The sequence below is a fragment of the Mesorhizobium sp. CNPSo 4671 genome (assembly GCF_057784245.1).
In genome coordinates this window covers 431,214-457,522 of sequence record NZ_JBWLUW010000002.1, presented here as the reverse complement: position 1 = coordinate 457,522, position 26,309 = coordinate 431,214, and the positions used below count along the sequence as shown (strand labels likewise).

At 63.5% G+C, this 26,309-nt stretch carries 31 protein-coding genes; 11 read left to right on the top strand and 20 right to left on the bottom strand.

What is annotated here, in order from left to right:
• Positions 1-114 precede the first annotated feature (114 nt).
• The 7 genes from AC04SF_RS06615 to AC04SF_RS06585 all read right to left on the bottom strand — a co-directional run bounded on the left by AC04SF_RS06615 (position 115) and on the right by AC04SF_RS06585 (position 4,406).
• Positions 115-501, bottom strand: coding sequence for an ACT domain-containing protein (locus AC04SF_RS06615; RefSeq protein ID WP_488477340.1), 387 nt, complete (start codon positions 499-501; stop codon positions 115-117).
• A 28-nt stretch (positions 502-529) separates the two neighbouring features.
• Entirely contained in the window at positions 530-997 is a 468-nt protein-coding gene (locus tag AC04SF_RS06610) for a GNAT family N-acetyltransferase (RefSeq protein ID WP_488477051.1), read from the bottom strand.
• A gap of 494 nt (positions 998-1,491) precedes the next feature.
• On the bottom strand, positions 1,492-2,232 hold the full coding sequence (locus tag AC04SF_RS06605) for an SDR family oxidoreductase (RefSeq protein ID WP_488477050.1): 741 nt from the start codon (positions 2,230-2,232) through the stop codon (positions 1,492-1,494).
• Positions 2,233-2,256: 24 nt separating this feature from the next.
• Positions 2,257-3,246, bottom strand: a complete 990-nt coding sequence (locus AC04SF_RS06600; RefSeq protein ID WP_488477049.1) for an aldo/keto reductase — start codon at positions 3,244-3,246, stop codon at positions 2,257-2,259.
• A 1-nt stretch (position 3,247) separates the two neighbouring features.
• Positions 3,248-3,622, bottom strand: a complete 375-nt coding sequence (locus tag AC04SF_RS06595) for a DUF2255 family protein (protein WP_488477048.1) — start codon at positions 3,620-3,622, stop codon at positions 3,248-3,250.
• A gap of 4 nt (positions 3,623-3,626) precedes the next feature.
• Entirely contained in the window at positions 3,627-3,956 is a 330-nt protein-coding gene (locus AC04SF_RS06590; RefSeq protein ID WP_488477047.1) for a carboxymuconolactone decarboxylase family protein, read from the bottom strand.
• A 54-nt stretch (positions 3,957-4,010) separates the two neighbouring features.
• Positions 4,011-4,406 carry a (R)-mandelonitrile lyase gene (locus AC04SF_RS06585; protein ID WP_488477046.1) on the bottom strand — a complete coding sequence of 132 codons (396 nt, stop codon included), beginning with the start codon at positions 4,404-4,406 and terminating at the stop codon, positions 4,011-4,013.
• 151 nt (positions 4,407-4,557) lie between these two features.
• Here AC04SF_RS06585 and AC04SF_RS06580 point away from each other — a divergent pair, with 151 nt between their 5' ends.
• The 4 genes from AC04SF_RS06580 to AC04SF_RS06565 all read left to right on the top strand — a co-directional run bounded on the left by AC04SF_RS06580 (position 4,558) and on the right by AC04SF_RS06565 (position 8,398).
• Positions 4,558-5,451: a LysR family transcriptional regulator gene (locus AC04SF_RS06580; protein WP_488477045.1), complete on the top strand. Its 894-nt coding sequence runs from the start codon at positions 4,558-4,560 to the stop codon at positions 5,449-5,451.
• A gap of 68 nt (positions 5,452-5,519) precedes the next feature.
• Positions 5,520-5,897 (top strand): ester cyclase, encoded by a 378-nt coding sequence (locus AC04SF_RS06575; protein ID WP_202353202.1) that lies wholly within the window; start codon positions 5,520-5,522, stop codon positions 5,895-5,897.
• Between the two features lie 181 nt (positions 5,898-6,078).
• The gene (locus AC04SF_RS06570) at positions 6,079-7,143 is read left to right on the top strand and encodes a YeiH family protein (protein ID WP_488477044.1); all 1,065 of its coding nucleotides are present in this window, start codon (positions 6,079-6,081) and stop codon (positions 7,141-7,143) included.
• A gap of 205 nt (positions 7,144-7,348) precedes the next feature.
• Positions 7,349-8,398, top strand: coding sequence for an alpha/beta hydrolase family protein (locus AC04SF_RS06565; protein ID WP_488477043.1), 1,050 nt, complete (start codon positions 7,349-7,351; stop codon positions 8,396-8,398).
• Between the two features lie 213 nt (positions 8,399-8,611).
• On the opposite strand, the gene AC04SF_RS06560 is transcribed toward AC04SF_RS06565, so the two are convergent.
• The 6 genes from AC04SF_RS06560 to AC04SF_RS06535 all read right to left on the bottom strand — a co-directional run bounded on the left by AC04SF_RS06560 (position 8,612) and on the right by AC04SF_RS06535 (position 13,597).
• Complete coding sequence (locus AC04SF_RS06560; RefSeq protein WP_488477042.1) at positions 8,612-9,109, bottom strand: GAF domain-containing protein; 498 nt, start codon at positions 9,107-9,109, stop codon at positions 8,612-8,614.
• A gap of 172 nt (positions 9,110-9,281) precedes the next feature.
• Positions 9,282-9,596: a GYD domain-containing protein gene (locus AC04SF_RS06555; RefSeq protein WP_095200474.1), complete on the bottom strand. Its 315-nt coding sequence runs from the start codon at positions 9,594-9,596 to the stop codon at positions 9,282-9,284.
• Positions 9,597-9,851: 255 nt separating this feature from the next.
• Positions 9,852-10,730 carry an AraC family transcriptional regulator gene (locus tag AC04SF_RS06550; protein WP_488477041.1) on the bottom strand — a complete coding sequence of 293 codons (879 nt, stop codon included), beginning with the start codon at positions 10,728-10,730 and terminating at the stop codon, positions 9,852-9,854.
• A gap of 376 nt (positions 10,731-11,106) precedes the next feature.
• Entirely contained in the window at positions 11,107-11,265 is a 159-nt protein-coding gene (locus AC04SF_RS06545) for a hypothetical protein (protein WP_202353199.1), read from the bottom strand.
• Between the two features lie 228 nt (positions 11,266-11,493).
• Entirely contained in the window at positions 11,494-13,125 is a 1,632-nt protein-coding gene (gene groL / locus AC04SF_RS06540) for a chaperonin GroEL (protein ID WP_488477040.1), read from the bottom strand.
• A 97-nt stretch (positions 13,126-13,222) separates the two neighbouring features.
• Entirely contained in the window at positions 13,223-13,597 is a 375-nt protein-coding gene (locus AC04SF_RS06535) for a co-chaperone GroES (protein ID WP_488477039.1), read from the bottom strand.
• Positions 13,598-13,844: 247 nt separating this feature from the next.
• Here AC04SF_RS06535 and AC04SF_RS06530 point away from each other — a divergent pair, with 247 nt between their 5' ends.
• Together AC04SF_RS06530 and AC04SF_RS06525 are read left to right on the top strand one after the other, a co-directional pair.
• Complete coding sequence (locus tag AC04SF_RS06530) at positions 13,845-14,099, top strand: hypothetical protein (protein ID WP_095200470.1); 255 nt, start codon at positions 13,845-13,847, stop codon at positions 14,097-14,099.
• Entirely contained in the window at positions 14,096-14,362 is a 267-nt protein-coding gene (locus AC04SF_RS06525; protein WP_488477038.1) for a DUF1488 family protein, read from the top strand. Before AC04SF_RS06530 ends, AC04SF_RS06525 begins: the two co-directional genes overlap by 4 nt.
• A 277-nt stretch (positions 14,363-14,639) precedes the next feature.
• Here the strand turns inward: AC04SF_RS06525 and AC04SF_RS06520 are convergent, their stop codons facing one another.
• From AC04SF_RS06520 to AC04SF_RS06510, 3 genes are all read right to left on the bottom strand, one after another.
• The gene (locus AC04SF_RS06520) at positions 14,640-14,831 is read right to left on the bottom strand and encodes a hypothetical protein (RefSeq protein ID WP_488477037.1); all 192 of its coding nucleotides are present in this window, start codon (positions 14,829-14,831) and stop codon (positions 14,640-14,642) included.
• A gap of 11 nt (positions 14,832-14,842) precedes the next feature.
• Positions 14,843-15,049 carry a hypothetical protein gene (locus AC04SF_RS06515; protein WP_488477036.1) on the bottom strand — a complete coding sequence of 69 codons (207 nt, stop codon included), beginning with the start codon at positions 15,047-15,049 and terminating at the stop codon, positions 14,843-14,845.
• Between the two features lie 617 nt (positions 15,050-15,666).
• Positions 15,667-16,722: a diguanylate cyclase domain-containing protein gene (locus AC04SF_RS06510; protein ID WP_488477035.1), complete on the bottom strand. Its 1,056-nt coding sequence runs from the start codon at positions 16,720-16,722 to the stop codon at positions 15,667-15,669.
• 613 nt (positions 16,723-17,335) lie between these two features.
• On the opposite strand from AC04SF_RS06510, the gene AC04SF_RS06505 reads away from it, so the two are divergent.
• From AC04SF_RS06505 to AC04SF_RS06485, 5 genes are all read left to right on the top strand, one after another.
• Positions 17,336-18,379: a LacI family DNA-binding transcriptional regulator gene (locus AC04SF_RS06505; RefSeq protein ID WP_488477034.1), complete on the top strand. Its 1,044-nt coding sequence runs from the start codon at positions 17,336-17,338 to the stop codon at positions 18,377-18,379.
• A gap of 63 nt (positions 18,380-18,442) precedes the next feature.
• Entirely contained in the window at positions 18,443-19,690 is a 1,248-nt protein-coding gene (locus AC04SF_RS06500; RefSeq protein ID WP_488477033.1) for an ABC transporter substrate-binding protein, read from the top strand.
• Between the two features lie 276 nt (positions 19,691-19,966).
• Positions 19,967-20,896 carry a carbohydrate ABC transporter permease gene (locus AC04SF_RS06495; protein ID WP_488477032.1) on the top strand — a complete coding sequence of 310 codons (930 nt, stop codon included), beginning with the start codon at positions 19,967-19,969 and terminating at the stop codon, positions 20,894-20,896.
• Positions 20,896-21,753 (top strand): carbohydrate ABC transporter permease, encoded by an 858-nt coding sequence (locus AC04SF_RS06490; RefSeq protein ID WP_199641546.1) that lies wholly within the window; start codon positions 20,896-20,898, stop codon positions 21,751-21,753. Before AC04SF_RS06495 ends, AC04SF_RS06490 begins: the two co-directional genes overlap by 1 nt.
• Before the next feature lie 52 nt (positions 21,754-21,805).
• On the top strand, positions 21,806-23,794 hold the full coding sequence (locus tag AC04SF_RS06485) for a glycoside hydrolase family 127 protein (protein ID WP_488477031.1): 1,989 nt from the start codon (positions 21,806-21,808) through the stop codon (positions 23,792-23,794).
• A gap of 93 nt (positions 23,795-23,887) precedes the next feature.
• Here the strand turns inward: AC04SF_RS06485 and AC04SF_RS06480 are convergent, their stop codons facing one another.
• From AC04SF_RS06480 to AC04SF_RS06465, 4 genes are all read right to left on the bottom strand, one after another.
• A complete protein-coding gene (locus AC04SF_RS06480; protein WP_488477030.1) occupies positions 23,888-24,982 on the bottom strand; it encodes an acyltransferase family protein in 1,095 nt (364 codons plus the stop codon).
• A 207-nt stretch (positions 24,983-25,189) separates the two neighbouring features.
• Positions 25,190-25,582: a DUF1801 domain-containing protein gene (locus AC04SF_RS06475; RefSeq protein WP_488477029.1), complete on the bottom strand. Its 393-nt coding sequence runs from the start codon at positions 25,580-25,582 to the stop codon at positions 25,190-25,192.
• Between the two features lie 34 nt (positions 25,583-25,616).
• Entirely contained in the window at positions 25,617-26,045 is a 429-nt protein-coding gene (locus AC04SF_RS06470) for a DUF1801 domain-containing protein (protein WP_488477028.1), read from the bottom strand.
• An 11-nt stretch (positions 26,046-26,056) separates the two neighbouring features.
• Positions 26,057-26,278: a hypothetical protein gene (locus AC04SF_RS06465; RefSeq protein ID WP_488477027.1), complete on the bottom strand. Its 222-nt coding sequence runs from the start codon at positions 26,276-26,278 to the stop codon at positions 26,057-26,059.
• Positions 26,279-26,309: the final 31 nt, after the last annotated feature.

The window sequence follows — 26,309 nt, the reverse complement described above, 5'->3', positions numbered from 1 at the left end:
AACGATGCACAAACGCCGCTGTCAAACGCAACCCCCGAAATGGTTGAGCCAGCGCGCCAGTGATTGAGCCAGACGCGTTGGGCCAGCGAACCCGGCCGTTTCGATGGCGTAGGATCATGACAGCAGCGTGTGTCCCGCCTCACCCAGATGCCGTCTCGCCGCTTCCTGATCCACCGCTTTCACCAGCAGATGATCGCCGTCGAAGGTGGACACCAAGAAGATGCCCAGCCCGTTTTCCGACAGCGGCTGAATGACCGACAACACGATGCCGGTTTCGTCGAAAGCAAAGGGCCCCTGCAATTTGAAGGCGACCCAGTCGCCATCGTGCTTGACCGTGCCTGGAACGCGATCCTGCAGGCACGTGATCGAAAGCTCGTCGTCGGTCCTGGTGATGCTGACGAAGCCCGGCCCGTCCGCCCAGCCGGGAATGCTGTCGCCCGCCTCGAGCCGCGAAATCGCGTACGACCCGGGAAGCTGCTTCAATTTGACCCTGGCCGCCATCGTCGTATCCATGCCCTCGATTTGCCTGCTATCGCGTCAATCTCTTGCTCATATAGACCGTCATGCCACCCATGAACGGCTCCTCCCGGTCGATCGTATAGCCATGCTTTTTGTACAGCAACACATTGGCCTCGAAGGCGCCGTTGGTCAGCAGGCGCAGCTCCGGGCGGCCCGCTTCGAGCGCCTTCCGCTCGGCCCGCTCCAGCAGCAGCCGGCCGATCCCCCGGCCCTGCGCCTCCGGCGCGACGCAGACATTCTCGATCCACAGATGGTCGTCGGCCAGCGTGGTTTCGATCATCCCGACGATACGGCCGTCGGCGACGGCGAGCTCGAACGGATGCTCGGCAACGGCCTTGTCGTAATCGGCGCGCATCGGCAGCGGCTCGCGGCCGATCACCGGCACCCATTTGGCATAGGCCGCGCGCACGATATCCCGGATCGCGGCGGCGTCAGCGGGTGCGGCCGGCCGAAACCGGATGGAAGAATTGATCGTCATGACAGTGCTCCAGGCATGAAAAACCCCGCCGGCGTTGTCGCGGGCGGGGCTGGAAACGAACGAACCGGATTTATTGTGCCGGGTTTTGTCGTCGCGCAATCAGCTTGCCGCTCCGCACTGTGCGGCGGCGTCGCTGGGTGTTGGTGGGCGCGAGGGCGAACATGGCGGGTAGGCTGGAGCATCAAGCGTACGGCTGTCAAGGTTTGGGGATTGGCCCAAGCCCGCGACTTCGTCATCCACGGGCGGAGCGAGGAGCGGCAGCGGCGTCGCGCAGACCCGAGGATCCATGCCGCGACCTTGCTGACAGGCGCAGCGGAGCAGAATTCTGCACCGTGGCGACGCTCGGGAGTCCCGGCATGGATCCCCGGGTCTGCGCCGCGTCGCTTCGCTCCTTGCTCCGCCCGTGGATGACGAAGTGTTGGGCGCTTCCGCCAATCGTCAAAGGCATACGGCACATCTAAGCAAGCGCGCCCTCAAACGCCCCGGTCGCGCGCCTAATACTCCTGCGCCGTCGGCCTAAACAGGATCTCGTTGATATCAACCTCATCCGGCTGGCTCATGGCGAACACCACCGTTCTGGCGAAGGAATCGGCCGGGATGGCCACCCTGTCGTAGAGCGCGCGCACGCCCTCGGCGACATCCGCCTCGGTGACGCTGTCGGGCAGTTCCGTCGCCACGGCGCCCGGCGAGATAATGGTGGTGCGGGTGTTGTAGGGTTTTACTTCCTGGCGCAGCCCTTCCGAGATGACACGCACCGCATGCTTGGTGGCGGCATAGACCGCACCGCCCGGCCCGACCTTGTGGCCGGCCACCGACGACACATTGATGATATGGCCGCTCTTCTGCGTTTTCATGTGCGGGAGTGCGGCGGCGATGCCGTAGAGCACACCCTTGATGTTGACGTCGATCATCCTGTCCCAGTCCTCGACCTTGCCGCGCTCCAGCGGCGAGTGCGGCATCAGCCCGGCATTGTTGATGATGACGTCGACGCGGCCATGCGTCTTCACCGCATGGTCGACAAGCTGCCGGACCTGGCCGACATCGGTGACGTCGGTCGAAAGGATGGCGTCCTTGCCGAGTGACAGCTCGCCGGCCAGCGCCTTGAGCCGGTCAAGGCGGCGCGCGCCCAGCACCAGCTTCGCGCCCTCCTTGGTCAGCAGCCGCGCCGCGGCTTCGCCGAGCCCGCTGCTGGCGCCGGTAATGACGACGATTTTGCCCTTGATGTTATCCGCCATGGGATTTTCCTTTCCGGTTGCGCCTCAGCGATCGATCCGTGCCGCCTGCTGCGGCGAATAGCGCTCGCCCTGCACGGCAATCGCCGAGACCGCGTTTTCGATGTCGGCGAGGTCGTCCACCGTCAGCGCGACCGTGGCCGATCCGATGTTCTCCTCGAGCCGATTGAGCTTGGTCGTGCCGGGGATCGGAACGATCCAGGGCTTTTGCGCCAGCAGCCAGGCGAGCGCGACCTGCGCCGGGGTCACCTGCTTCTGCGCAGCGATCGCGACGATCGCGTCGACCAGCGCCTGGTTGGCCTTGCGCGCCTCCTCCGCGAAACGCGGCACGGTGTTGCGGAAGTCGCTGCTGTCGAAGGTTGTGCTGGCGTTGATGGCGCCGGTCAGAAAACCCTTGCCCAGCGGGCTGAACGGCACGAAGCCGATGCCCAGTTCCTCAAGCACCGGTAGGATCGCCTCCTCGGGTTCGCGCCACCACAGCGAGTATTCGCTTTGCAGGGCCGCGACTGGCTGCACCGCATGGGCGCGGCGGATGGTGCGCACGCCCGCCTCGGAGAGGCCGAAATGCTTGACCTTGCCTTGGCCGATCAAGTCCTTGACCGCGCCCGCCACCTCTTCGATCGGTACGACGGGATCGACGCGGTGCTGGTAGAGGAGATCGATGCGGTCGGTCCTCAGCCGCTTGAGCGAGGCCTCGACGACGTCGCGAATATGCCGCGGCCGGCTGTCCATGCCCTCATGTCCGGCCGTGCCGGCAATGTCGATGCCGAATTTGGTGGCGATCACCACCTGGTCGCGGATTGGCTGCAGCGCCTCGCCAACGACTTCCTCGTTCGTGAACGGTCCATAGACCTCCGCCGTGTCGAAGAAGGTGATGCCGCGCTCGAACGCCGAGCGGATCAGGCGAACGGCATCCGCCGTCTCCATCGGCTGCCCGTAGGACTGGCTCATGCCCATGCAGCCGAGCCCGATGGCCGAGACTTCGAGGCCGCTGTTTCCAAGCGTGCGCTTTTGCATTTCAATTCTCCTTCGGTGTGATCCGCACCGTGGCGGGGGGGGCCCGCGCCGCGATCATCGGCGCGAGATAGGGGCTGGCTTTGTATTTCGCCCGGTAGGCGTCATCGATGCGGGCGTTGACGCTTCCCTCGACTGCTTCGAAGGTAACGTCCCTGGTCATGCCGGCGGCAGTGATGCGTCCGGCCTTCTGCGTGATCGCGGCCTGATACCAGCGCGACTGCTGGCCGTTGTAGCCGCGCACATAAAGCGCGCCATCGGCAACGACCGACCAGATCCAGGTCGGCGTGCCCAAGGTCACACCGTCATCGCGCAAAGGCGAAATATGCAGATCGTCGGTTGCCGCGATCCTTTCGAGTTCGTCCTTCGACCAGGGCATTTTCCTATTCCTTTTTCTCGGCGTCGGCCTGTTCGAAGACCTTTCGGGCAATGCCGATCGCGGTGCTTGCAACGGGCCATCCGGCGTAAAAGGCGAGATGCGTGATGGTTTCGATGAGTTCGTCGCGGGTGACGCCATTGTCGAGCGCCCGCTTCATGTGGAAAGGCATTTCATTGATCCGGTAGTTCGAGATCAGGCCGCTGACGGTGACGAGGCTGCGGTCGCGCGGAGAGAGGCCGGGCCGCTTCCAGACATCGCCGAACAACACCTCGTCAGTGTATTTGCCGAGCGCGGGCGCGATATCGGAGAATGGGCTTTTGGGGGCGTCTGCCATGAGAGCTTCCTTCGTTGAGGGATGTATCAGGAGATGCAGCCGGGAACCGCCGCGTCAAACCCCGTATTGTTCGTCGTTGACCTTCTCCATCCAGTCGACGACCTTGCCGTCGAGGGCTTCGGCAATGGCGATGTGGCTCATGGCCGTGGTCGGTGCCGCGCCATGCCAGTGCTTTTCGCCGGGCGCGAACCAGACGATGTCGCCAGGGCGGATCGCCTCGACCGGTCCACCTTCGCGCTGCACGAGGCCAGCGCCCGAGAGCACGATCAGCGTCTGGCCGAGCGGATGGGTGTGCCAGGCGGTACGCGCACCGGGCTCGAAGGTCACCGTAGCGCCACCGACACGGGCAGGCTCTGTGCCCTTGAACGGCGCATCGATGCGCACCGTACCGGTGAAGTAATCGGCGGGACCTTTTGCCGAAGGCTGTGAACCGCTGCGCTTGATATCCATGGTCTTGTTCCTTCTCGATACAAGCAGGCGATGGCCGACAATGTTCCAGCCACAATCTCAGGCTGGCGATTGTGATGGGCCTTATCTAGCCCCTGCTATTGGCCTTGATTAGATGCTATATCCGGCATGTACTTATGAGGACTGCTCATCAATGCCGCGAGACAATCTGAACGAGCTGACCGCTTTCCTCGCCGTTGCGCGCGAGAAGAGTTTCACCAGGGCGGCGGCGCAGCTTGGCGTCTCGCAATCGGCGCTCAGCCACACGGTGCGCGCGCTGGAGGAGCGGCTCGGCGTGCGCCTGCTCACCCGCACGACGCGCAGCGTGTCGCCCACAGAGGCCGGCGAGCGCCTGGTGCGCTCCGTCGGGCCGAGACTCGACGAGATCGAGGCCGAACTTGCCGCGCTCAGCGCCTTGCGCGAAAAGCCCGCCGGCACCATCCGCATCACCGCCGGCGAGCACGCCGCCGACGCGGTGCTGTGGCCGGCGATCGCGCGGCTTTTGCCGGACTATCCTGACATCCGGGTCGAGATCATCGTCGATTACGGCCTGACCGACATCGTCGCCGAGCGCTACGATGCCGGCGTGCGGCTTGGCGAACAGGTGGCGCACGACATGATCACGGTGCGCATAGGCCCCGACATGCGCATGGCGGTGGTCGGCGCGCCGGCCTATTTCGCCAGGCAGCCGAAGCCGCGCACGCCGCAGGACCTAACCGCGCACAATTGCATCAATCTGCGTCTGCCGACCTATGGCGGGCTCTATGCCTGGGAATTCGAAAAAGCCGGCCGCGAGCTGAAGGTGCGCGTCGAGGGCCAGTTGATCTTCAATACGGCGGCGCTGCGCATGAATGCGGTGCTGGCCGGCCTTGGCCTGGCCTATCTGCCGCAGGATCAGGTGAAGGCGCATCTGGCCGACGGCCGGCTGGTGCGGGTGCTGGCCGACTGGTGCGCGCCCTTCCCCGGCTACCACCTCTACTACCCCAGCCGCCGCCAGGCGACGCCCGCCTTCTCGCTGCTGGTCGATGCGCTGCGCTATCGAGGTTAGGCGGTCTGGACTGTATCCGCGGTCGTTCTATCTTCGCGATCAAGCCTGATCTTTGCGGAGCCATCGCCGTGACCGAAACCGACCTCTACCGAGGCTACATTGACTGCCTCAACAACCAGGATTGGGAGCGGCTGCATCGCTTCGTTCATGACGAGGTGCACTACAACAGTGAGCGCGTCGGGCTATCAGGCTACCGCGCCATGCTGGAGCGGGATTTTCGCGAAATTCCGGACCTCTATTTCGACGTCCAGTTGCTGATCTCCGATCCGCCCTTCATCGCCAGCCGCCTGCAGTTCAACTGCACGCCGAAAGGAACCTTCTTCGGCCTGCCCATCAATGGCCGCAAAGTCTCGTTCAGCGAGAATGTGTTTTATGAATTTCTGAACGACCGGATCAGGAATGTCTGGTCGGTCATCGACAAGGCGGCGATCGAAGCCCAGCTTTGACGCCAGCTGCCTTCTCCCCGTTCTACGGAGAGTAGGCAGCCGGCAGGCGGATGAGGGCAGCGCCAACGTTGGTCAACGATCCCAATCGTTCGTAAAAATCGATCATTCCAACCACAACAATTCGTTGGAAAGATCGATTATGAAATGGCATTCCTCCGGCATACCCGCCTGGAGAATTGCATTGTCTTCCGCCGCCCGCATCACGAACGATATTCCGAAAAGCACAATTTCCGCCGATCTGGCCGCTGGCCGCAAGCGGCTCGATTCGGTGTGGAACGGCGTCATTCCTGGCATCGTGCTGGTGGCGATGATCACCGCCGTCGCCTTCTCGGCGCACAATGTCTCCGGCTTTGCCTTGTTCAGCCCGATGATCCTCGCCGTCGTCGCCGGCATGGTCTATTCCAACGTGCTCGGCACCCCCGCTCATGCCAAGGCCGGCATCGCCTTCTCGCAAAAGCGCCTGCTGCGCTTTGCCATCGTGCTGCTCGGCTTCCAGCTGACGCTCGGCCAGGTCGTCTCGATCGGCGCCGGCGGCGTCGGCATTGTCGCGGCGACGCTTGGCGCCACCTTCCTCTTCACCATCACGCTTGGCCGGCTGATCGGGGTCGACCGCAAGCTGGCGCAACTGATTGCCGCCGGCACCTCGATCTGCGGCGCCTCGGCCATCGTCGCCACCAACATCGTCACCGATGCGCGCGACGAGGACGTGACCTATGCCGTCGCCTCGATCACCCTGTTCGGCACCGTCGCCATGCTCGGCTTCCCGCTGCTGGCGCCGGTGCTCGGCCTCGACCAGCACGCTTTCGGCCTGTGGGCCGGCGCCTCGATCCATGAGGTGGCGCAAGTCATCGGCGCCGGCTTCCAGAACGGCACCCAATCCGGCGAGATCGCCACCGTGGCCAAGCTGACCCGCGTCGCCATGCTGGCGCCGATGGTCATCGCGCTCGGCCTGATGGCGCGTCGCAAGATGAGCGGCGACCAGCAGACCGCGCGGCCGCCCATGCCGTGGTTCGTCGCCGCCTTCATCGCCGTCGTGGCGCTGAACAGCCTGGTCTCCGTGCCCGCCGAAGTGAAGGCGGCCATGGCGCTCGCCACCACCATCATGCTGACCATGGGGCTCGCCGCCATGGGCTTGCAGGCCGACATTTCGCAGCTGCGCTCACGCGGCCTGCGCCCGCTGGCGCTCGCCTTCTCCGCCTTCCTGTTCATCGGCTGCTTTAGCTTGATGCTGGTGAAGTTCGCCTAAGGCTCGCAAGCAGCGCTCCACGGCAACGCCGTCGGCGCCGGTCCTCAATCGCGATCAAGCACGTCCTCGATCATGATCGAGGTCTCTCCCTGCGTTCGTATCCGCCGATATCGCGGCATGAACGCAGCAACCGAACCGCCAATTGGAGGAAAGCCAGACCTCCAGCCACCAGCCTTGGCGCACGCGTTCGGCAACGGAGATCTCAATGAAATTCTGGACCACGCTTTGCACAATTCTCGTTTCGACGATGCTGATGTTGAACGCGAGCATTGCCGGCGACACCGTCGGCGTTCGCCACTTCGCCGCCCCGTCCAGGGAACGCGGCACGGATCTCGACGTGACTGTCTGGTATCCGGCGGAACCAGGTGGCGAGGCGGTCAACCTTGGCGACAGCGAGCTGTTCGTCGGCACATCGGCCATGCGCGATGCGCCGATATCAGGCGGAAAATTCCCGCTGATCCTGCTGTCGCACGGCGCCGGCCTGGCGGGGACGCCGCAAGCGCTGAGCTGGATTGCAACGCCTTTGGCCAGGCAAGGCTTCGTCGTTGCCGCCCCGACGCACCCGGGAAATGGCGGGAAAAACCGATCCGCCGCCGAGACGATGAAACTCTGGCTGCGCCCCGCCGATCTCACGGCGACACTGGACGCGATCGGCAAGGACACGTTCTTCGGCGATCATTTCGAGCAAGGCAAAATCGGCGTTCTCGGTCTTTCCATGGGCGGCAACACGGCACTGGCGATCGCCGGCGCCCGCGTCGACCCCGAACGGCTGGCGGCCTATTGCGATACGGACGCGCTCAACGCATCGCTTTGCCAGTGGGTCAGGCAAAGCGGCGTCGATCTCCACGCCATGGATCTGCAGCCCGCCGGCAGCGACAACACAGACAAACGCATCCGCTTCGCCATGGCGATCGATCCCGCCCCGGTCGATGTCCTTGACGCCAGAAGCTTCGCCGGCATCCGGATCCCGCTCGCCATCGTCAATCTCGGCAGGCCGGGAAAGATCCCCGCGACAACCGATGCTTCCGGCATCGCAAAGGCGATTGCAAATGCGAGCTATGCGACGATCGAGGATGCTAGCCACTACAGCATGTTCGGCGAGTGCAAGCCCGGCGCGGCCGCCATCATCGTATCCGAAGAGATCGGTGATCCCCTGTGCGACGATGGTGCGGGTCGCTCACGCAGGGAGATTCATGCGCAGCTGATTGATATGGCGGCTGCGGCGTTCGGCAAAGGGTTGAAGGCGGGACGGTAGGCCGACAAGGCGGCGCTCTACGGCGCCCCCTCTGTCCTGCGGGACATCTCCCCCACAAGGGGGAGATCGGATGTCACTACTGCCTTCGCCAATCTTCGACGTTGCAGGAGGAGAGCCGGCGCCAAAGCTGCCAATCTCCCCCCTTGAGGGGGAGATGTCCGGCAGGACAGAGGGGCGCGCCATAGAACTCGGCGCTTATCCAGTGACGACCACTCAATCCTCGAACGAGCTCGCAGCCGCATAGATCGCCGCCAGCGTCTCGATACCCGCCTGGTCGGCCTGGTCGAACCGGCCGGGCAGCGGGCTGTCGAGATCGAGCACGCCGAACACGCCTTCATCGTCTTCGAGCAGCACGACCAGTTCCGAGCGCGAATCGGCATCGCAGGCGATGTGGCCGGGAAAATCATGCACATCCTTGATCAGCATCGAGGTGCCGAGTTGAACCGCCGTTCCACACACGCCCTTGCCGACGGCGATGCGCACACAGGCCGGCTTGCCCTGGAAGGGTCCGAGCACCAGTTCCTCGTCCGAGGCCAGGAAATAGAAGCCGGCCCAGTTGAGGTCGGGCACCATCTGGAAGATCAGCGCCGCCGTGTTGGCGGCATTGGCGATCGAGTCGCTTTCGCCGTCGAGCAGCGCTTTCAGCTGGGCGGCGAGGTCACGGTAGAACGCGGCCTTGTCTGACGTATCGATGGCCTTGGTCGCGAACATGGCTTGTCTCCGAAGTGAGAATCGCGGTTCCGTTTCCGCAAGCTGCACCAAACGACCACCGCACGACATTAGCGTGAATTCCAGTCGCCGCGAAAGTCGGAAGAAGATGCCCTGTCCGGCATTCGGCAGCACGGCATCGAACCGTGCTGCCTTGATCAGGAAGGCAAGTCCATCAGCCGGCGGGTTTGTAAGCGCCGGCAGCCTTGTTGGCGGCCGCGAGCACCGCCTTCATGTCGAGTTCTTCCAGCACAACCATCTCGGTCAGCGAGCCGCTCGCCCGCACCGCAAGGGACATGCCAATCCCCGCCGACTGGTCCGGCACCTCGCCATTGACAACGACGTCATAGATGCCGCGCGTGAACATCACGCTGGTCACCTTGCCGCCAACGCTTTCAAAAAGCGCCTTGACCGCAGCCTGCCTGTCCGAGCCTTGCATCAATCCTTTGGCGGCATGAGGCGCATAGTTTGCCAAGATAGTCACTTTCATGGGTATCTCCTCCAAATGTCATTGTCTCGTGCCGCTCCATAATTCGAGCGGCACGGAGTGATTTATTTTTCGGAACAATTGCAGGCGCCCTTGGACGCGTTGGCGGCCAAGGGCCTACTGCCGGATGAATATGCGCTTTAGCTAATATAATGACAATACCGGACACACCGATACTGCCGACAGGAAGGTGTCTGGCTGGACCTCGGTTCAGCCTACGACATCGAACTCGCGCCGCTGACCCGCCTGGTGCCGGGGCTATTTCAGGGGCAGAAAAAGTTCGACGACCACTTCGTGTAGCGGCCCGTCCGCGACGAGGGACAGGTGTCGCTGGCAATAGACCGGAAAGTCGCGCACTTCCTCGCCGCTGGCCGGAAGCCATTCACGATAAAGGTAAAGGGCTGCAGGCTCGAGATTGTTGGTGTTGCCAGGGTAGCGCAGCACGGCACAGCGTCCGCCGGGGATCACGCCGGCCTTCATCTGCTTGTCATTCGGATCGATCGGCTTATCGGTCCCGACACAAATATCCATGCTGTAATCGGCAGGGATCGCGGGCTCCCTTTCGGAACGGAAGATGTTGAAGGTCGGGCTTGTCTGGGGCGACAGGCCTGCCGCCTTGCGCCAGGCGATGAACCGCTGGATGGTGTCCTGGAGCGTCGCGCGGTCTCCGCGATGCTCCATAACAGCCACCGGCGTTGGCGGCACATCGCGGATCATCACGTCGTCGGGTTCGAAGATTATCTGCATGAGCGTGTTCCTTGCTTTGTCGAAAGGCCCGAAGGCCATCAGCCACGCTCCCCAGTCGGGAGATTTCCGGAACGACGAAGGCGATTGCCCGAACCGTTGCCGAAAGGCGCGGGCGAAGGCATCCGGTGCGTCGTAACCGGCATCCATCGCTATATCCGTGACGCTTTCGTTCCCGGCAAGCCTGTACGAAGCGCGCTTCAAGCGGGCGAGCTGGACATAGCGATGCACGGACACGCCGAAGGTTGACGTGAACTGCCGGTGGAAATGGTATTTCGAGAACGCCGCAACGCCGCTCAAGGATTCCAGATCCAGATCGCCATCCAGATGCTGGTCTATGTAGTCCAGCACCCGCTGCATCCGGGCATGGTAGTTTTCAAGCGCCGCCTTCAACGTCTCTTCTCCGTGGCAACACCAGATAGGCGCTGCCGCACATGTCGCGCTCGACCGATCTTGCGGTTTGACACGGATGAGCGGGGGCCGCCAGCGGCCTCTAACAAGCGCGTGCTGAATGGCATCTTCTGGCTGATTCGATCAGGCGCGCCGAGGGCGGCCGCAAAGCTAGCGGCATCATGATCGAGACGGGCCATGCGCCGGCGCACGCGGTGATCGATCAGTGCACGGGTGGACTGGACTGTTGCGCCGGTTCGCCACGGTATCGGGTGACGGAGAGGCAGGATGGATGCAGGCCGTCGGCATCGTCAATGACCACGCCGCCGGCTGCCTCCAGCGATCGCAAGTCGCGCTCTGAACCCGGCGGTGTCGATGCTCACATCGGGCGCTTGGGCTCACTCTTTGGCGACGTTGCCGTATCGGAATCCGATTTCTTGTGCTTGTCGGCGGCAATCCTGCGGATGCGGTCGAAGCGGCTTTCCTCGGTTTTTTCGGTCGTGACGACCGTCTCTGGCTTCTGCACGAACGTGATCATGGATCCGTCTCCTGGGCTAGAGGCCTATGCGCCGGGAGAAATCCCCCGGCGGTAGTTCCGGTACTTAGAGCCGGCGTAGGGGATTCAGGTCAGGCCGAGTCGAAAACGGTGGTTTCCGAGAACCGGAGCGGAGCGTACTTTTGGGTACGTGAGCTCAGTTCTACTGCGACGCAGTAGAACGGGGAAGCGCAGGAAACCGCCGTTTGCAGGCCGGCCTCACCTGAATCGTTAGTAGCCGCCCATGCCACCACCGCCGCCACCCGCAGGTGCCGCATCCTTGGCGGGAATGTCGGTGATCATCGCTTCGGCGGTGATCAGCAGGGCGGCGATCGAACCGGCGTCCTGCAGTGCGGTGCGCACCACTTTCGCCGGGTCGACGATGCCGGCCTTGATCATGTCGACATAGGTCTCGTTCTGGGCGTCAAAGCCCTGATTGTGATCCTTGCTGTCGGTGAGCTTGCCGACGACGATCGAGCCTTCGACGCCGGAATTCTCGGCGATCTGGCGGATCGGCGCTTCGAGCGCGCGCAGCACGATCGAGATGCCAGCCGTCACATCGTCATTGGCACCGGTCAGGCCGGCAAGCGCCGACCGGGCACGCAGCAGGGCGACGCCGCCGCCGGGCACGATGCCTTCCTCGACCGCCGCGCGCGTGGCATTCAGTGCATCGTCGATGCGGTCCTTCTTTTCCTTGACTTCCGACTCGGTGACGCCGCCGACGCGAATGACGGCAACGCCGCCCGACAGCTTGGCCAGCCGCTCCTGCAGCTTCTCCTTGTCGTAGTCGGAGGTCGTCTCCTCGATCTGGCCCTTGATCTGGGCGACGCGCGCCTGGATCGTCGCCTTGGTGCCGGCGCCGTCGATGATCGTGGTGGTGTCCTTCTCGATCAGCACGCGCTTGGCGCGGCCGAGCATCTCGATGGTGACGTTTTCGAGCTTGATGCCGAGATCCTCGGAAATCATCTGGCCCGATGTCAGCACGGCGATGTCTTCCAGCATCGCCTTGCGGCGATCGCCGAAGCCAGGCGCCTTGACGGCCGCGACCTTGAGGCCGCCGCGCAATTTGTTGACGACCAGCGTGGCCAGGGCCTCGCCTTCGACATCTTCCGAGATGATCAAGAGCGGCCTGCCGCTCTGCACCACCGCTTCGAGGATCGGCAGCATCGCCTGCAGATTGCCGAGTTTCTTCTCGTGGATGAGCACATAGGGCTCTTCCAGTTCGACGCGCATCTTGTCGGCATTGGTGACGAAATACGGGCTGAGATAGCCACGGTCGAACTGCATGCCCTCGACGACGTCGAGCTCGGTTTCGGCGGTCTTGGCTTCCTCGACGGTGATGACGCCGTCATTGCCGACCTTGTCCATCGCCTTGGCGATCATCTCGCCGACGGTTGCGTCGCCATTGGCGGCAATGGTGCCGACCTGGGCGATCTCGGCCGACGACTTGACCTTCTTGGCTTTCGACTTGATTTCCCCGACGACGGCGGCGACCGCCTGGTCGATGCCTCGCTTGAGGTCCATCGGGTTCATGCCGGCGGCAACCAGCTTGGCGCCCTCGCGCAGGATCGAGGCGGCCAGCACCGTGGCGGTGGTGGTGCCGTCACCGGCGAGGTCGTTGGTCTTCGAGGCCACTTCGCGCACCATTTGCGCGCCCATGTTCTCGAACTTGTCGGCAAGCTCGATTTCCTTGGCGACGGTGACGCCGTCCTTGGTGATGCGCGGCGCGCCATAGGCCTTGTCAATGATGACGTTGCGGCCCTTGGGGCCGAGCGTGACCTTCACCGCATTGGTGAGGATCTCGACGCCGCGCAGCATGCGGTCACGCGCGTCGGTGGCGAATTTGATTTCCTTGGCAGACATGATTTTTATCCAGTTCGGTTGAGGAAGGCAGAGCCCTGCCCCCCATGATCAATCTCTGAGCGTCCTTGCGCGTCCCGAAGGACACGCGGCACGCTGATCAGGCAGCCTTCTTGGCTGCCACGGTCTTGGCGGCCACGGTCTTCTCGGTGGTTGCCTCGCCCTTGTCGATGACGCCAGTCTCGCTCTTGTCGATGACGCCCATAATGTCGGCTTCCTTCATGATCAGCAGGTCCTCGCCGTCGATCTTGACCTCGGTGCCCGACCATTTGCCGAACAGGATGAGGTCGCCGGCCTTGACGTCGAGCGGCACAAGCGCGCCGTTTTCGTCGCGTGCGCCGGGGCCGACGGCGATGACTTCGCCTTGCTGCGGCTTTTCCTTGGCATTGTCGGGAATGATGATGCCGCCCTTGGATTTGATATCGCCTTCGGCGCGCCGGATGACGACGCGGTCGTGGAGTGGCCGAAACTTCATGAAAACTTCTTTCTGGGGCCAGCTTAGGCGGCCGCTTCCCCCATATAGGCGCTTTGGCACTCGATAGATAGGAGTGCCAAAATTTATTCGCGGACCCGATGAAATATTGAAAAGTATTATTTCGACCGGCGATTTCGTGATATCGCGAATGGCATAAATAATTCAAAAAATTGAATTTTGCCGATCAAGCGCCTATTTATCGGACAAGTTCACTTTCACGATTTCAAACGCAAGGGAGATTTGTTCGATGGCCGACGGCAATCAGACGATCATGGAAAAAGCTGAAGCCCGCTTCGTCGACAAGCAGAAGAAGACGGCGGAGAAAAACAAGGCAACCGCCGAATACATGTCCGAAGCGAAGGCCAGGGAGATCAAAACGGCGAAGCTCAGGATTTTGCGGCTGGCCAAGGAAGAGGCCGACCGTGTCGCCGAAGCCTTGAACCCGACGCCGAAGAAGAAGCGGGCGACCAAGAAGGCCGCCACAACGGAGGTCAAGACATGAGCCTGACATTCCCCAACCGCAGCCGCAGCTATGACGAAGCCGGCAAGCGCATCCGTTTCGTCGGCCATGACGGCATGTTCCAGATTTCCTTCTCGGTCGCCGCCGACGCGATGACCCGGATGCAACCGGCGACGGCGGCCAATGAAGCCGGCTATCTCGCCACCTTCGACACCGAGAGCAGCGTCATCCGCAGCGTGGCGTCGAAGGCTTACGACCGCACGCGCAAGAGCATGTATGTGCTCACGGCCGCTGACTTCGGCTGAACGACAAGCAGATTGCGTTACCCGGAAGGGCTTGCGCTCTGCCTGGGTACGTCGTGTGCGCTAGGAAGTTATGAGCAAATGCCCGGCGTAGACCGGCAGAGCCAGTGAAACCGCTCCGAATGCGATGACATGTAGCCGTGCTATGGAGAATGCACCGCTCTTGTTCAGGTCCTCGGCTGGCCTGCCCCTCTTCATGCACGCCGGCAACAACATCATAGCACAAGGCACTCGATCGAAACCGGCGTCTGGCTCGCTCTCGAGGCAGGGGTGAGCAGGATCAGGGCTTGCGCTCCGCCCTCTCCCGGCGCCTGACGTCGCGCACATTCATCTGCACGACCATGTCCGCGGCCTCGCGTGGGCCCATGCCGACCATGACTTTTTGCCTGACCACGGCTGGCTGGCCGGTGAAGACATCGACTATGGTCCAACTCTGGGGAAGCTCCATGCGCAGTGTGTAGCGATTGGCCATGCTGGCTTGCCTCAGCCCTGCATCATGAAAAACACCGCTCCCAGGACCAGCATCGTCCAGGCGATCACCGACAGCTTCAGTGCCATGCCGCCATGCGCGGCCAGAACTTCCCGAAAGCGCGGCACGATGCCCGCCGAAGCGACCGGCGCCGTCACGACGGCGACGGATGCCTTGACGCCCATTTTCCCAAAGACCGGCAGCAGTGACGGTTCACGCACGAAAATGACCTCGAATGGCGGGAAAAATCGGAGCGAGCATACTCGCGCCCTACCATAGCACTCTTTTCGCGAGCGCCCTGCATGCTAAATGCAGATAGGGTGGTTTTAACGTCGGCTCTGCGCCGCCTGGGACGATGGCGCCGAGATCTCCCGGCCAACGCCACCAGAGATGCAAGTCGGCAGGTCGTCGCCTTCGCTGGCGAAGGTCCGACGCAGATTCTCAGCTATATGATTTGTGGAGGCCTCGCCTCGGGATCGAACCGAGGCTTCAGAGATTTGCCGTCTCCAGCGTAGCCGCTCCGCCACGAGGCCATTGCAACCGAACTAACGGGGAAATGCTTGCGGAAAAGTTAAGCCCGACGGTTCTTCTGTCGGCACTTTGCGAAATGCCGCTTAGCGTCGTCGCGGCAACGCTGTTCGGCAGCCACTGCGCCACCGAAACCCAAAGGAACGCGCGGCGCCACGGGAGTTGAACGCCGATCCGCGCGGGCAACAGGTGACCGGCAAGCCATGACCCCGACAGGTGACGTAAAACATCAACTCTCAGCCTTAACTCTTTGTTCTCAAGAAATTCAGCCCCGGGAAGCCGCTCCGACATTCCTGAGAGCCTACAGCCTTTACGCCGCGGCACTCCGGCCTTTCGCGCCGGCCTCGGCCTTGAAGATTCGGAAGGTGTTGCGGCCTGCCGCCTTGGCGGCATAGAGCGCGGTGTCGGCCTGCGCGAACAGATCGCAAGGCGAGCCTGCCCCGGCAAACGCGATGCCAACCGAGGCGCCCAGCAGCAGCGACTGGCCACGCACCGCAACCGGCTTGCCCATCCTCTCGACGATCTCGCGCGCCGCGCCGGAGACGGCAGCCCGATCGAAATGCTGCCCGAGCAGCACCGCGAACTCGTCGCCGCCAACGCGCGCCACCAGGTCCGCCTCGCCGCAACCTTCGGCGAGGCGCTCGGCCGCCGCCTTCAGGCACTCGTCGCCGACGACGTGGCCGAACGTATCGTTGACCGCCTTGAAGCCGTCGAGATCGATCAACAGCAGCGCGCCGATTGGGCGGCTGGCATCCGCCTGCGCCAGCCGCGCCTGGAAGCGGGCGCGGTTGGCAAGCCCGGTCATGGTGTCGAATTCGGCGAGATAGCGCATCCGGTCCGACAGGATCTTTTCCTCGGTGATGTCCTGCTTCATGCCGAAGATGCGCACCGGCACGCCTTCCTCGCACTCGACGGTCGCGGTGATGCGGATCCAGCGGCTGTGGCCGGCGAAGGTGGTGATCTCGGCGTCGAGGGTGAAGCCGCTGCGCTCGGCGATCGCGCGGCTGCGCAAACTGTCCAGCGCCTTGCGCGACTCCTGCGGATAGCACTTGATGATTTCGCTGCGGTCGAGCGTGGCGCCGCGGGGCAAATCGAACAGATCATAGACCACATCGGTCCAGTGCAGCTGTTCGCCGGGCAGGCTGCATTCCCACACGCCGATGCGCGCGGCGACCGAGGCGCGGTCGAAGATCTTGCGGCTATGCGCCAGCGCAACCTCTTGGCCAGCGATGAGTGTGGCCTGCGCGGCAAGTTCCGCCTTGAGCTTGCCGATGGTGGCATTGCGGTGCCGTTCGTCGGCGCTCTCATGCCCCGCCCGCTTGCCGGGCTGTGCCGGGCCTTTCGGGGCGTATGAGGTATCGGGCATGGCGGGACTCCTGGCGGGCGACCACCATGGCGCGAAAGCCCTTAAGACTTCGCTGACAATCCGTGGGTTCCTCGCCCGACGGGAGTGGCTACGGCAGGCACACATTTCCAGGTGGCTTGGCGCATGCATTGTCTTATGCTGCGCTGGTCGACCCCCACTCCGTCTCGGCTTCGCCGAGCCACCTGCCGGGGCGAGCCACGGGTCTCGCCCGTCCTTCGGACCCCCCGATCGACGGGGTAGAGGAAAGGCGCCAGGCTTTTTGCCGTCAACGCCCTTCCAGCAACGCTCCCTTCCTTTCCCTCCGGAGGGGGGAAAGGTGGCGCTGCGAAGCAGCGACGGATTGGGGGAACCACGTGGCAATCAAGCCTCGGGCTGGTCAGTCAACCACAGAAGATGTGTGCATAGCGTAGCGGGGGCAAGGAACCCAGCCTCAGCCCTTTCTCTTCCCACCGACAGACCCTCTCCACTTTCCCCTTGAACACTCCCCCAATCTGGCCTAACCTGACTTGAGAAAAGGTTTTTTCAAACAGTTTCGATCAGGCTCGGCCATTGGCCGGGCCTTATTCCGGCCTGTAAGAGAAAACCTTTTCCCAACTCAGGATTCCCTTGCGCGATGGCAGCGGACGATCAGCCTGTTCCGGTCTTTCCCAACCCCGTCACCTTGCGTGACGTGGCGGCGCGGGCCGGTGTCAGCGTCGCCACCGCCTCGAAGGCGCTCAACGACCAGGGACGCATGACCGCCGAGACGCGCGAGCGTATCCGCGAGACGGCGCGTAGCCTCGGCTTCCGCCCCAACAGCCTGGCGCAGAGCCTGCTGAGGCGCCGCTCCTTCACCGTCGGCCTGCTCACCAACGATACCTATGGCCGCTTCTCGCTGCCGCTGATGTCTGGCATTTCGGACGCGCTGGTCGACAATGGCGTCTCGGTGTTCCTGTGCAATGTCGAGGAGGACCCGCGCCTCGGCCAGTTGCATGTCGAGGCCATGCTCGACAAGCGCGTCGACGGCATCATCGCCACGGGAAAACGCATCGACCGCCATCTGCCTGTCGACCTCAGCAATCTGCGCATCCCCGTGATCTACGCCTTCACCCAGCCCGATCCCGACGCCGTCGCCTTCGTCTCCGACGACGCCGGCGGCGCGCGGCTTGCGGTGGAACATTTCTGCCGGCTTGGCCGTAAGCGCATCGCCCATGTCAGCGGACCGGCTAGCTTTGCCGTGGTGCATGCCCGTGCCCAGGCCTATCGCGACGTAGTGATCGAAAACGGCCTACCGGTCACCGAACCGCTGCTCGGCTCCTGGTCGGAAGCCTGGGGGCATGAGGCGGTGGCGCAATTGTTCGACGGCAGAAGCCAAAGACCTGACGCCGTCTTTTGCGGCAACGACCAGATCGCGCGCGGCGTCATCGATGCGTTGCGCGAGCGAGGCCTCAACATTCCCGGCGATGTCGGCGTCATCGGTTTCGACAATTGGGAGATTGTCGCCGAAGCCACGCGCCCGCCGCTGACCTCGGTCGATATGAACCTGGTCGCCCTCGGGCGCGAGGCGGGGCTGACCCTGTTGTCGCTGGTCGGCGGTCAGCCGGCCACGCCGGGCATTCGAAAACTGCCGTGCCGGCTGGTGGTGCGGCATTCCTGCGGCCATCCACTGGATGGCTGAAACGAAAGCGCCGCGTGATCGGCGCCAAGCCGCGGACAGCGGCCAACCCTGGAGGAGGAGAAGATGAGGAACCTGATTGCCAAACTGGCCCTGGCCACTGCCGTTTTGGGCAGTGGTCTCGGCACTGCCGCCGCCGACACCGCCAACATCTGGGTGCGCGCCGACGGCTCGAATTTCATGCCGAAGATCGTCGACGCCTTCAACAAGGCGAACAAGGACCAGATCAAGCTCGACATCATCCCCAACGCCGAGATCATCCCGAAATATGGTGCCGCCGCCGCCGGCGGCACGGCGCCCGACGCGCTGTCGCTGGACCTGATCTACACCCCCTCCTTCGCGGCCGCCGGCCAGTTGGAGGACATCACCGACTGGGCCAAGTCGCTCCCCTATTTCGCCAGCCTGTCGCCGGCGCATGTCAAGACCGGCACCTACAAGGACCATATTTACGGCCTGCCCTTCTCGGCCGATGCCTCGGTGCTGATCTGGAACAAGAAGCTGTTCAAGCAGGCCGGCCTCGACCCTGAAAAGGGCCCGACCAACTGGGCCGAGATCGCCGCCGACGCCGAGAAGGTCAACGCGCTTGGCGGCAACATCAAGGGCTTCTATTTCTCCGGCAATTGCGGTGGCTGCAACATCTTCACTTTCACGCCGCTGATCTGGGCCTCGGGCGGCGACATCCTCAGTGAGGACGGCTCCAAGGCGACGCTGGACAGCCCGCAATTGCGCGGCGCCATCGATCTCTACCGCTCGATGGTCAAGAAGGACCTGGTGCCGGCAGGCGCGCAGACCGACACCGGCGCCAATTTCTTTGCCGCCTTTGCCGCCGGCAACATCGGCATCTCGCCATCAGGCGCCTTTGCCATCGGCGCGCTCAACACCCAGTACCCCAATGTCGACTACGGCGTCACCTTCCTGCCGGGCAAGGATGGCGGCTGGTCGTCCTTTGCCGGCGGCGACAATTTCGTCGTCACCAAGGGCACCAAGAAGCTCGCCGTGGTGAAGGAGTTCCTCGACTTCGCCTATTCGCTGGAAGGCCAGACCATCCTCGCCAAATATGGCAGCCTGCCGGTGCGCGGCGACATCGCCAAGGATGCGCTGAAGGAACTCGACCCGCGCTACCAGATCGCCGCCGAGGCCATGGCCAAGGGCAAGACGCCCTATTCGGTGGTGTTCAACGATCTGATCAACTCCGCCAACGGTCCGTGGACGCAGATGGTCAACGAGGTCTTCTTCGGCGACGATGTCGACGGCGCCATCGCCAACGCGCAGGAGACCATGCAGTCGATCATCGACCAGGCGCCGCAGAAGTAGCGGCCGCCTGCCGGCCGCCCGCCTCTCTCCCTGGGCGGGTGGCCGGCAATTTTGCATCGCAAACGGCAAGGCTATCGCGTTGAGACAAGACCCCCTCATCCGGCCGCTACGCGGCCACCTTCTCCCCGCTGGGGAGAAGAGGCTGGCGCTCGTGCCGGCTCCCTCCTCTCCCCTCGGGGAGAGGTCGGATTGCCCCGAATTGCCCTTCGCAATTCGGTTGGCAATCCGGGTGAGGGGGTGCTTGGCTAACGCCGCAACAGCTTCGGCCATCCAGCCATGACCTCCATCGCAACAACCACCACCGCCCCGCCTCGCGCCCGAAAACTCGTCGGTGCCGGGCGCCGGCAGTGGATCGGCCTGCTCTATGTCGCGCCGGCGGTGGCGCTGGTCATGGTGTTCTTCGTCATCCCGCTCGGCATGACGGCGTGGATGTCGCTGCACAACTGGCCGCTGATGGGCGAGCACTCCTTCGTCGGCCTCGACAATTACGTCGCCATCCTGCGCGACACCAGGTTCTGGAACGCGCTCAAATTCACCGGCTACTACACGGTGATCGTCACCATCGCGATCTTCGCCATCGCCTTTCCCCTGGCGATCTTCATCGAAAAACCGCGGCCGCTGACCAACCTTTACCGCACCTTCTTCTTCATGCCGGCGGTGGTCGGCTTCGCCTCGGCGAGCCTGCTCTGGTCATGGCTGTTGAATGTCGACTCCGGCCTGTTCAGCCCGGCCGCCTACGAGCTTGGCCTGATCGACAAGAAGTTCAACCTGCTCGCCACCTTCCAGCCGGCCTTCTGGTCGATCATCGCCATGGTGGTGTGGAAGGTCGCCGGCTTCACCATGATCATCCTGATGACCGGCCTGCAATCGATCCCGCAGGATTTGCAGGAGGCCGCCGTCATCGACGGCGCCGGGCCGTTCGCGCGCTTCCGGGCGATCACCTTGCCGCTGATGCGCCGCACGCTGGCGCTGGCGCTGATCCTGTCGGTCGCCGGCTCGATCCTTGCCTTCGACCAGTTCTACATCATCCTGCGCGGCGGCCCGCGCAACCAGACGCTGACGGCGGTCTACTGGATTTTCAACCAGTCCTTCGTGTCGTTCAAGCTCGGCTATGGCGCCGCACTCTCGATGGTGCTGCTGGTCATCCTGGTGGCGCTCAGCCTCATCCAGCTTTGGCTGCTGCGCAAGCCCGAGGGGCTCGACTGATGGCACAGGCGATTTCAGCCAGGGGTAAGCTCGCCGCCCGCCTGGCCAGGCACTCCACCGGCATCATCGCCTCGGTGCTGTTCGTCGCGCCGATCGTGTGGACGGCGCTGTCGGCCTTCAAGCCGGCGGCCGAAGCGCGCCTGCCGCCGCTGCCGCCCTGGCCGACCACGGGCTTCTCGCTGGAGAACTATGCCACGCTCAATTCCTTCGGCGACGGGCTGTGGGCCTCGGCGCAGAACAGCATCTATGTCTCGGTGATGACCGTTCTGCTGTCGGTCATCGTCAGCGTGCTGGCCGGCTACGGCTTCTCGCGCTTCCGCTTTCCGTTCAAGGACCTGTTCTTCGTCCTCATCCTGTCGACGATCATGATCCCGTTCCAGTCGATCCTGACGCCGATCTTCCTGGTGCTGACCAAGCTTGGCCTGCACAACACGCTGACCGGCCTGGTCGGCGTCTATGTGACGCTGCAATTGCCGTTCTCGATCTTCATGATGCGCAACGCCTTCGACGCCGTGCCGCGCGAGATCGAGGAAGCCGCGCGCATGGACGGCGCCGGCAACGCCACCATGCTGTTGAAAGTGATGCTGCCGCTGGTCTGGCCGGGCGTCGTCACCATCGCGCTGTTCGCCTTCCTCGGCGCCTGGAACGAGTTCCTCGCCGCCCTGGTGCTGATGACCGACCAGTCGAAATTCACGCTGCCGGTGATGATGACGGCCCTGCAGTCGGGCCGCTTCGGCGCCATCGACTGGGGCGCCGTGCAGGCCGGCGTCACCGTGATGATGGTGCCCTGCCTCATCCTGTTCCTCGCTTTGCAGCGCTTCTACATCCGCGGCCTGATGGCCGGGGCCGTCAAGTAATCGCCTGACGGCCGAGACCGTCAACCCATCGATAGAATAATGGAGTGAGTTCATGACCGCATCGCCATCCCCCCGCCCCGCCACGACGGCCAAGCCCAGGCTCGCCTTTCGGCCACTGCCGGTGCCGCAGGTCGACGTGCATGGTTTCTGGGGCGACCGCGCCGATGCGGTGGCCACCCGCACCGCCGACATCCTCTATGAGCGCTGCGTCGAAGCACGCATGCTGGAGCAGATCGACCCGGACCGCCCCTCGCCCGGCGTCGTCATTCCCTTCCACTCGCCCTCGCCTGATGAAGCCGACCGCCAGGGCGCGGAATTCACCGGCTCCACGGTGACGACGCAGATGTTTTGGGATTCCGATCTCGGCAAGACCATCGAGACCGCGGCCTATTCGCTCTACCGGCGCAAGAACCCGGAACTGGAGAAGAAGATCGACTCCGTCATCGATATGTACGGCAGGCTGCAGCAGGAGGACGGCTATCTTTCCAGCTGGTACCAGCGCATCCAGCCCGGCAAGCGCTGGACAAACCTGCGCGACTGCCACGAGCTCTATTGCGCCGGCCACCTGATCGAGGGCGCGGTCGCCTATTACCAGGCGACGGGCAAGCGCAAGCTGCTCGACATTATGTGCCGCTACGCCGACCACATCGCTTCGGTGCTGGGGCCCGAGCCCGGCAAGAAGAAAGGCTATTGCGGCCATGAGGAGATCGAGCTGGCGCTGGTCAAGCTGGCGCGGGTGACCGGCGAGCCGAAATACATGGATCTGGCGAAATACTTCATCGACCAGCGCGGCCAACAACCGCATTTCTTCGACGAAGAGGCGCGCGCCCGCGGCGCCGATCCGAAGGCCTATCATTTCAAGACCTACGAATACAATCAGTCGCACCGGCCGGTGCGCGAGCAGGACAAGGTCGTCGGCCACGCCGTGCGGGCGATGTACCTCTATTCAGGCATGGCCGACATCGCCACCGAATATGGCGACGACACGCTGCGCGTGGCGCTCGACCGGCTGTGGGACGACCTCACCACCAAAAACCTCTACATCACCGGCGGGCTCGGCCCGTCGGCGCACAATGAGGGCTTTACCAGCGATTACGACCTGCCCAATGAGAGCGCCTATGCCGAGACCTGCGCCGCCGTCGGCCTGGTGTTCTGGGCAAGCCGCATGCTCGGCATGGGGCCGAACGCCCGCTATGCCGACATGATGGAGCGCGCGCTCTACAATGGCTCGATCTCTGGCCTGTCGCTCGACGGCTCGCTGTTCTTCTACGAAAACCCGCTGGAAAGCCGGGGCCGGCACAACAGATGGAAATGGCACCGCTGCCCCTGCTGCCCACCCAATGTCGGGCGCATGGTTGCCTCGATCGGCAGCTATTTCTACAGCCTGGCGGACGATGCGCTGGCCGTCCATCTCTACGGCGACTCCACCGCCCGCTTCGACATTGCGGGCACACCGGTGAGCCTGACCCAGGCGAGCCGCTATCCCTGGGATGGCGCCGTCGAGATCACGGTCGAACCGCAGGCGCCGGTGGAATTCACGCTGCATCTGCGCATCCCGGCATGGAGCAGCAGTGCGACGCTCGAGATCAATGGCGAGGCGGTCGACCTCGAGGACATGACCAGCGACGGCTATGCCGAGATCCGGCGCGTCTGGAAAAAGGGCGACCGCGTCCGGCTCGATCTCGAAATGCCGATCGAGCGGCTCTACGCCAACCCCGAGGTCCGGCAGGATGCCGGCCGCGTCGCGCTGTCGCGCGGGCCGCTGATCTATTGCGTCGAGGCGACGGACAATGACAGCCGGCTGCATCGCCTGACCCTGCCGCGCACGGCTGGCATAGAAGCCCATGAGGCGCCCGGGCTGCTGGGCGGCGTGGTGACGCTTTCAGCCACGGCACGGGCCGATGCCGGCGATGGCTGGCAGGACGGGCTCTACCGCTCCGAGCCGCCGGCCAGCGTCGAGACACGCCTGACCGCCATCCCGTATTACGCCTGGGACAATCGCGAGCCCGGCGAGATGCTGGTCTGGCTGCGCGACGGCTGAGGCCCTTGTTATGACGCAATTCCCAAGGGAAAGCGCTATGCGCTTTTCCCGGGAAAACCGCTTCACACTTTTCCTGGAATTGCTCAGGCTCGACTATGTCCGGCTTGATTGGGCGACGGCAGCAGGCAGCGCCGTCTTTGGTGCGGCTTGCGGCGCGCTGTTGTCGACATGCGCCCAGGCCGGCCGCTCGAACAGGAACATGCCGAAGCCGACGCGCTGGATGATGAGGTAGAGCACCACCGGGCTGATGATCGAGACCAGCAGCACCGCCAGGCTGAGCAAGCCGGTGTCGGTCAGCAGGCCGCTTGCCAGTGCCGCGCCGCGGAACAGCGACATCGGGATGGTGAAGGCGACATAGACGACCAGCGAATGTTCGCCGAGCCAGCGCAGCCATTCCATGACAGGAAATGTCGACAGGAAGCCGCCAAGCACGCACAGCGCCACGGCGCCTGCGACGGCCAGCGTGAGATGCAGCGGCGGCCATGCCGCCAGGCCCATCTGCATGCCGACCGGCTGCATGGCATAGCCCGGCGAATAGACGAGCAGGCCGTTGACGACAGCCCACAAAGCCAGGCCAGCGACGGCCAGCATCGGGCGGGGTTGCGTCCATTCGACCAGCCGGAACACCAGCGGCGCCAGCACGAAGCCAAGATAGAAGAACACGAAATAGGCCGCGAATTGTTCAACCGCATAGCTGTCGGGATGCGGCGCCCACATCTGCAGCGCGGCTGCACACGGGATGACCATCCAGGCGGGCACGCGGAACTGCCGCAAAAGCTTGGCGACAAGGCCGAACACCGCCAGCATGTAGATGAACCACAGCACGCCATAGGGCTGGATGACGGCCATTGCGAGGTCGTGCAGCATGCCGCCGGGATCCCGGCTGAAAATGCCGATCTTCAGACCGATCGAGATGATCGCCCACAGCACGTAGAAATAGAGATAGTGGACGGCCCGCCGGTCTATGTAGCGCCGCCACGGCCGGTCGATCACCTGCGACAGGAACAGGCCGGAGATCAGGAAGAATTCCGGCATGCGGAACGGCGTCGCGAAGCCGATGACATAATGCAGGAAGCCGACGCCGCCGGTGTACTCGCCGGTGTTGTAGGCCGAGTACATCATGACCACGAGGATGATCGAGAGGCCTTTGGCCGTGTCCACCCACGGCATGCGCATCGGGCTGTTCATGGCGAATCCATCCGGGCCGGCCAAGGCGGCCGGCCGTATTTCCAGATGTCTAGCACCATCAAGCTTCCCAGATCGTAAACGAGCTTGTCTTGGCGGGGCAGACAGCGAGCCATTCTTGCCTGCTGCAATGCACTATCAAACGCCGGCAGGACAGTGACGGGCAGCGCCGACGTTGACCGTTGTGCGTGATGACGATGACGCAGCGGATTACTTGCGACTCTTCGACTTGTTCAAAGCCACCGCAGCTCGCACCAACGCCTTCAGCGCGTCCTCGTTGACCTCTTCACCCTTCTGAAAATCAATGGCCCGCCGCGTATTGCCTTCGAGGCTGGAGTTGAACAGCCGCGCCGGATCGGGCAGCGCCGCCCCCTTGGCGAAGGTCAGCTTGACGACGCTCTTGTAGGTTTCGCCGGTGCAGATCATGCCGTCATGCTCCCACACCGGCACGCCGCGCCACTTCCAGGTCTCGACCACATCGGGATCGGCTTGATGAATGAGCGCGCGCAGCCGGGCCAGCATCTCGCCGCGCCAGTCGCCTAATTCCTCGATCCTGCCGTCGATCAGTTCGGAGGGGGATTTGCTCTCCTGCGATCCGGTCATGCCGTTTCTCCTCAAAATATCAACAATAGAACGCTCACATGCGCTCGCCAGGCAATTGGCTGGCTTGTTTCACCCAGGCGCTGAATTGCGCCTCGTCGAACGCGTCGTCCTCATGGATGTTGAGGTAGCGCGTGTCCTGGCTCTTGGATTCGCCCGGCGGCACCGGCGTCAGCGACGAGCCGCGAAAGAAGGCCACCTTGATGTATTTGGTGAAGCAATGGAGGCCGAGGAACCAGCCCTCGCCCTCGACGCCATAAAGCGGCGAGTTCCATTTGACCGCCTTTTGCACACCAGGCACGGCGCGCTCGATGAGCGCGTCGAGCCGCCCGCCCATCTCGCGCTTCCAGCCCGGCATCGCCGCAATATAGGCTTGCACCGGAGCATCGCCATGACCCTTGGCGATCCGCGGGTTGTCGCCGGAAAGCAGCTTTGGTTCAGCCTTGGCGGCGGTCGACTTGGCCATGCCCTTTCCTCCTATCCGTTGACGCGCTGGGCGCCGCGTCCTTTCGCGACATAGGGCAGCACGAACATATAGAGGCCGCTGAACAGCAAAAGGAAGAGCGGCGGCAGAGGCGAATAGACCACCCAGGCCGGCGGCTGTCCAAACGCCATGGTGGCGAAATTGGCGACAACGGTCGCCGTGAAGACGATCGACAGCCAGCGATGCGCCTGCCTGATCCATTTGCTCCAGTCCAAGATGACCTCCCGTGAAAAGCGCGTGAAACCG

Coding starts and splice junctions, on each gene's coding strand:
- AC04SF_RS06615 (WP_488477340.1), bottom strand. CDS start 501: ATGGCGGCCAGGGTCAAATTGAAGCAGCTTCCCGGGTCGTACGCGATT.
- AC04SF_RS06610 (WP_488477051.1), bottom strand. CDS start 997: ATGACGATCAATTCTTCCATCCGGTTTCGGCCGGCCGCACCCGCTGAC.
- AC04SF_RS06605 (WP_488477050.1), bottom strand. CDS start 2,232: ATGGCGGATAACATCAAGGGCAAAATCGTCGTCATTACCGGCGCCAGC.
- AC04SF_RS06600 (WP_488477049.1), bottom strand. CDS start 3,246: ATGCAAAAGCGCACGCTTGGAAACAGCGGCCTCGAAGTCTCGGCCATC.
- AC04SF_RS06595 (WP_488477048.1), bottom strand. CDS start 3,622: ATGCCCTGGTCGAAGGACGAACTCGAAAGGATCGCGGCAACCGACGAT.
- AC04SF_RS06590 (WP_488477047.1), bottom strand. CDS start 3,956: ATGGCAGACGCCCCCAAAAGCCCATTCTCCGATATCGCGCCCGCGCTC.
- AC04SF_RS06585 (WP_488477046.1), bottom strand. CDS start 4,406: ATGGATATCAAGCGCAGCGGTTCACAGCCTTCGGCAAAAGGTCCCGCC.
- AC04SF_RS06580 (WP_488477045.1), top strand. CDS start 4,558: ATGCCGCGAGACAATCTGAACGAGCTGACCGCTTTCCTCGCCGTTGCG.
- AC04SF_RS06565 (WP_488477043.1), top strand. CDS start 7,349: ATGAAATTCTGGACCACGCTTTGCACAATTCTCGTTTCGACGATGCTG.
- AC04SF_RS06560 (WP_488477042.1), bottom strand. CDS start 9,109: ATGTTCGCGACCAAGGCCATCGATACGTCAGACAAGGCCGCGTTCTAC.
- AC04SF_RS06555 (WP_095200474.1), bottom strand. CDS start 9,596: ATGAAAGTGACTATCTTGGCAAACTATGCGCCTCATGCCGCCAAAGGA.
- AC04SF_RS06545 (WP_202353199.1), bottom strand. CDS start 11,265: ATGATCACGTTCGTGCAGAAGCCAGAGACGGTCGTCACGACCGAAAAA.
- groL (WP_488477040.1), bottom strand. CDS start 13,125: ATGTCTGCCAAGGAAATCAAATTCGCCACCGACGCGCGTGACCGCATG.
- AC04SF_RS06535 (WP_488477039.1), bottom strand. CDS start 13,597: ATGAAGTTTCGGCCACTCCACGACCGCGTCGTCATCCGGCGCGCCGAA.
- AC04SF_RS06530 (WP_095200470.1), top strand. CDS start 13,845: ATGGCCGACGGCAATCAGACGATCATGGAAAAAGCTGAAGCCCGCTTC.
- AC04SF_RS06525 (WP_488477038.1), top strand. CDS start 14,096: ATGAGCCTGACATTCCCCAACCGCAGCCGCAGCTATGACGAAGCCGGC.
- AC04SF_RS06520 (WP_488477037.1), bottom strand. CDS start 14,831: ATGGCCAATCGCTACACACTGCGCATGGAGCTTCCCCAGAGTTGGACC.
- AC04SF_RS06510 (WP_488477035.1), bottom strand. CDS start 16,722: ATGCCCGATACCTCATACGCCCCGAAAGGCCCGGCACAGCCCGGCAAG.
- AC04SF_RS06505 (WP_488477034.1), top strand. CDS start 17,336: ATGGCAGCGGACGATCAGCCTGTTCCGGTCTTTCCCAACCCCGTCACC.
- AC04SF_RS06500 (WP_488477033.1), top strand. CDS start 18,443: ATGAGGAACCTGATTGCCAAACTGGCCCTGGCCACTGCCGTTTTGGGC.
- AC04SF_RS06495 (WP_488477032.1), top strand. CDS start 19,967: ATGACCTCCATCGCAACAACCACCACCGCCCCGCCTCGCGCCCGAAAA.
- AC04SF_RS06490 (WP_199641546.1), top strand. CDS start 20,896: ATGGCACAGGCGATTTCAGCCAGGGGTAAGCTCGCCGCCCGCCTGGCC.
- AC04SF_RS06485 (WP_488477031.1), top strand. CDS start 21,806: ATGACCGCATCGCCATCCCCCCGCCCCGCCACGACGGCCAAGCCCAGG.
- AC04SF_RS06480 (WP_488477030.1), bottom strand. CDS start 24,982: ATGAACAGCCCGATGCGCATGCCGTGGGTGGACACGGCCAAAGGCCTC.
- AC04SF_RS06475 (WP_488477029.1), bottom strand. CDS start 25,582: ATGACCGGATCGCAGGAGAGCAAATCCCCCTCCGAACTGATCGACGGC.
- AC04SF_RS06470 (WP_488477028.1), bottom strand. CDS start 26,045: ATGGCCAAGTCGACCGCCGCCAAGGCTGAACCAAAGCTGCTTTCCGGC.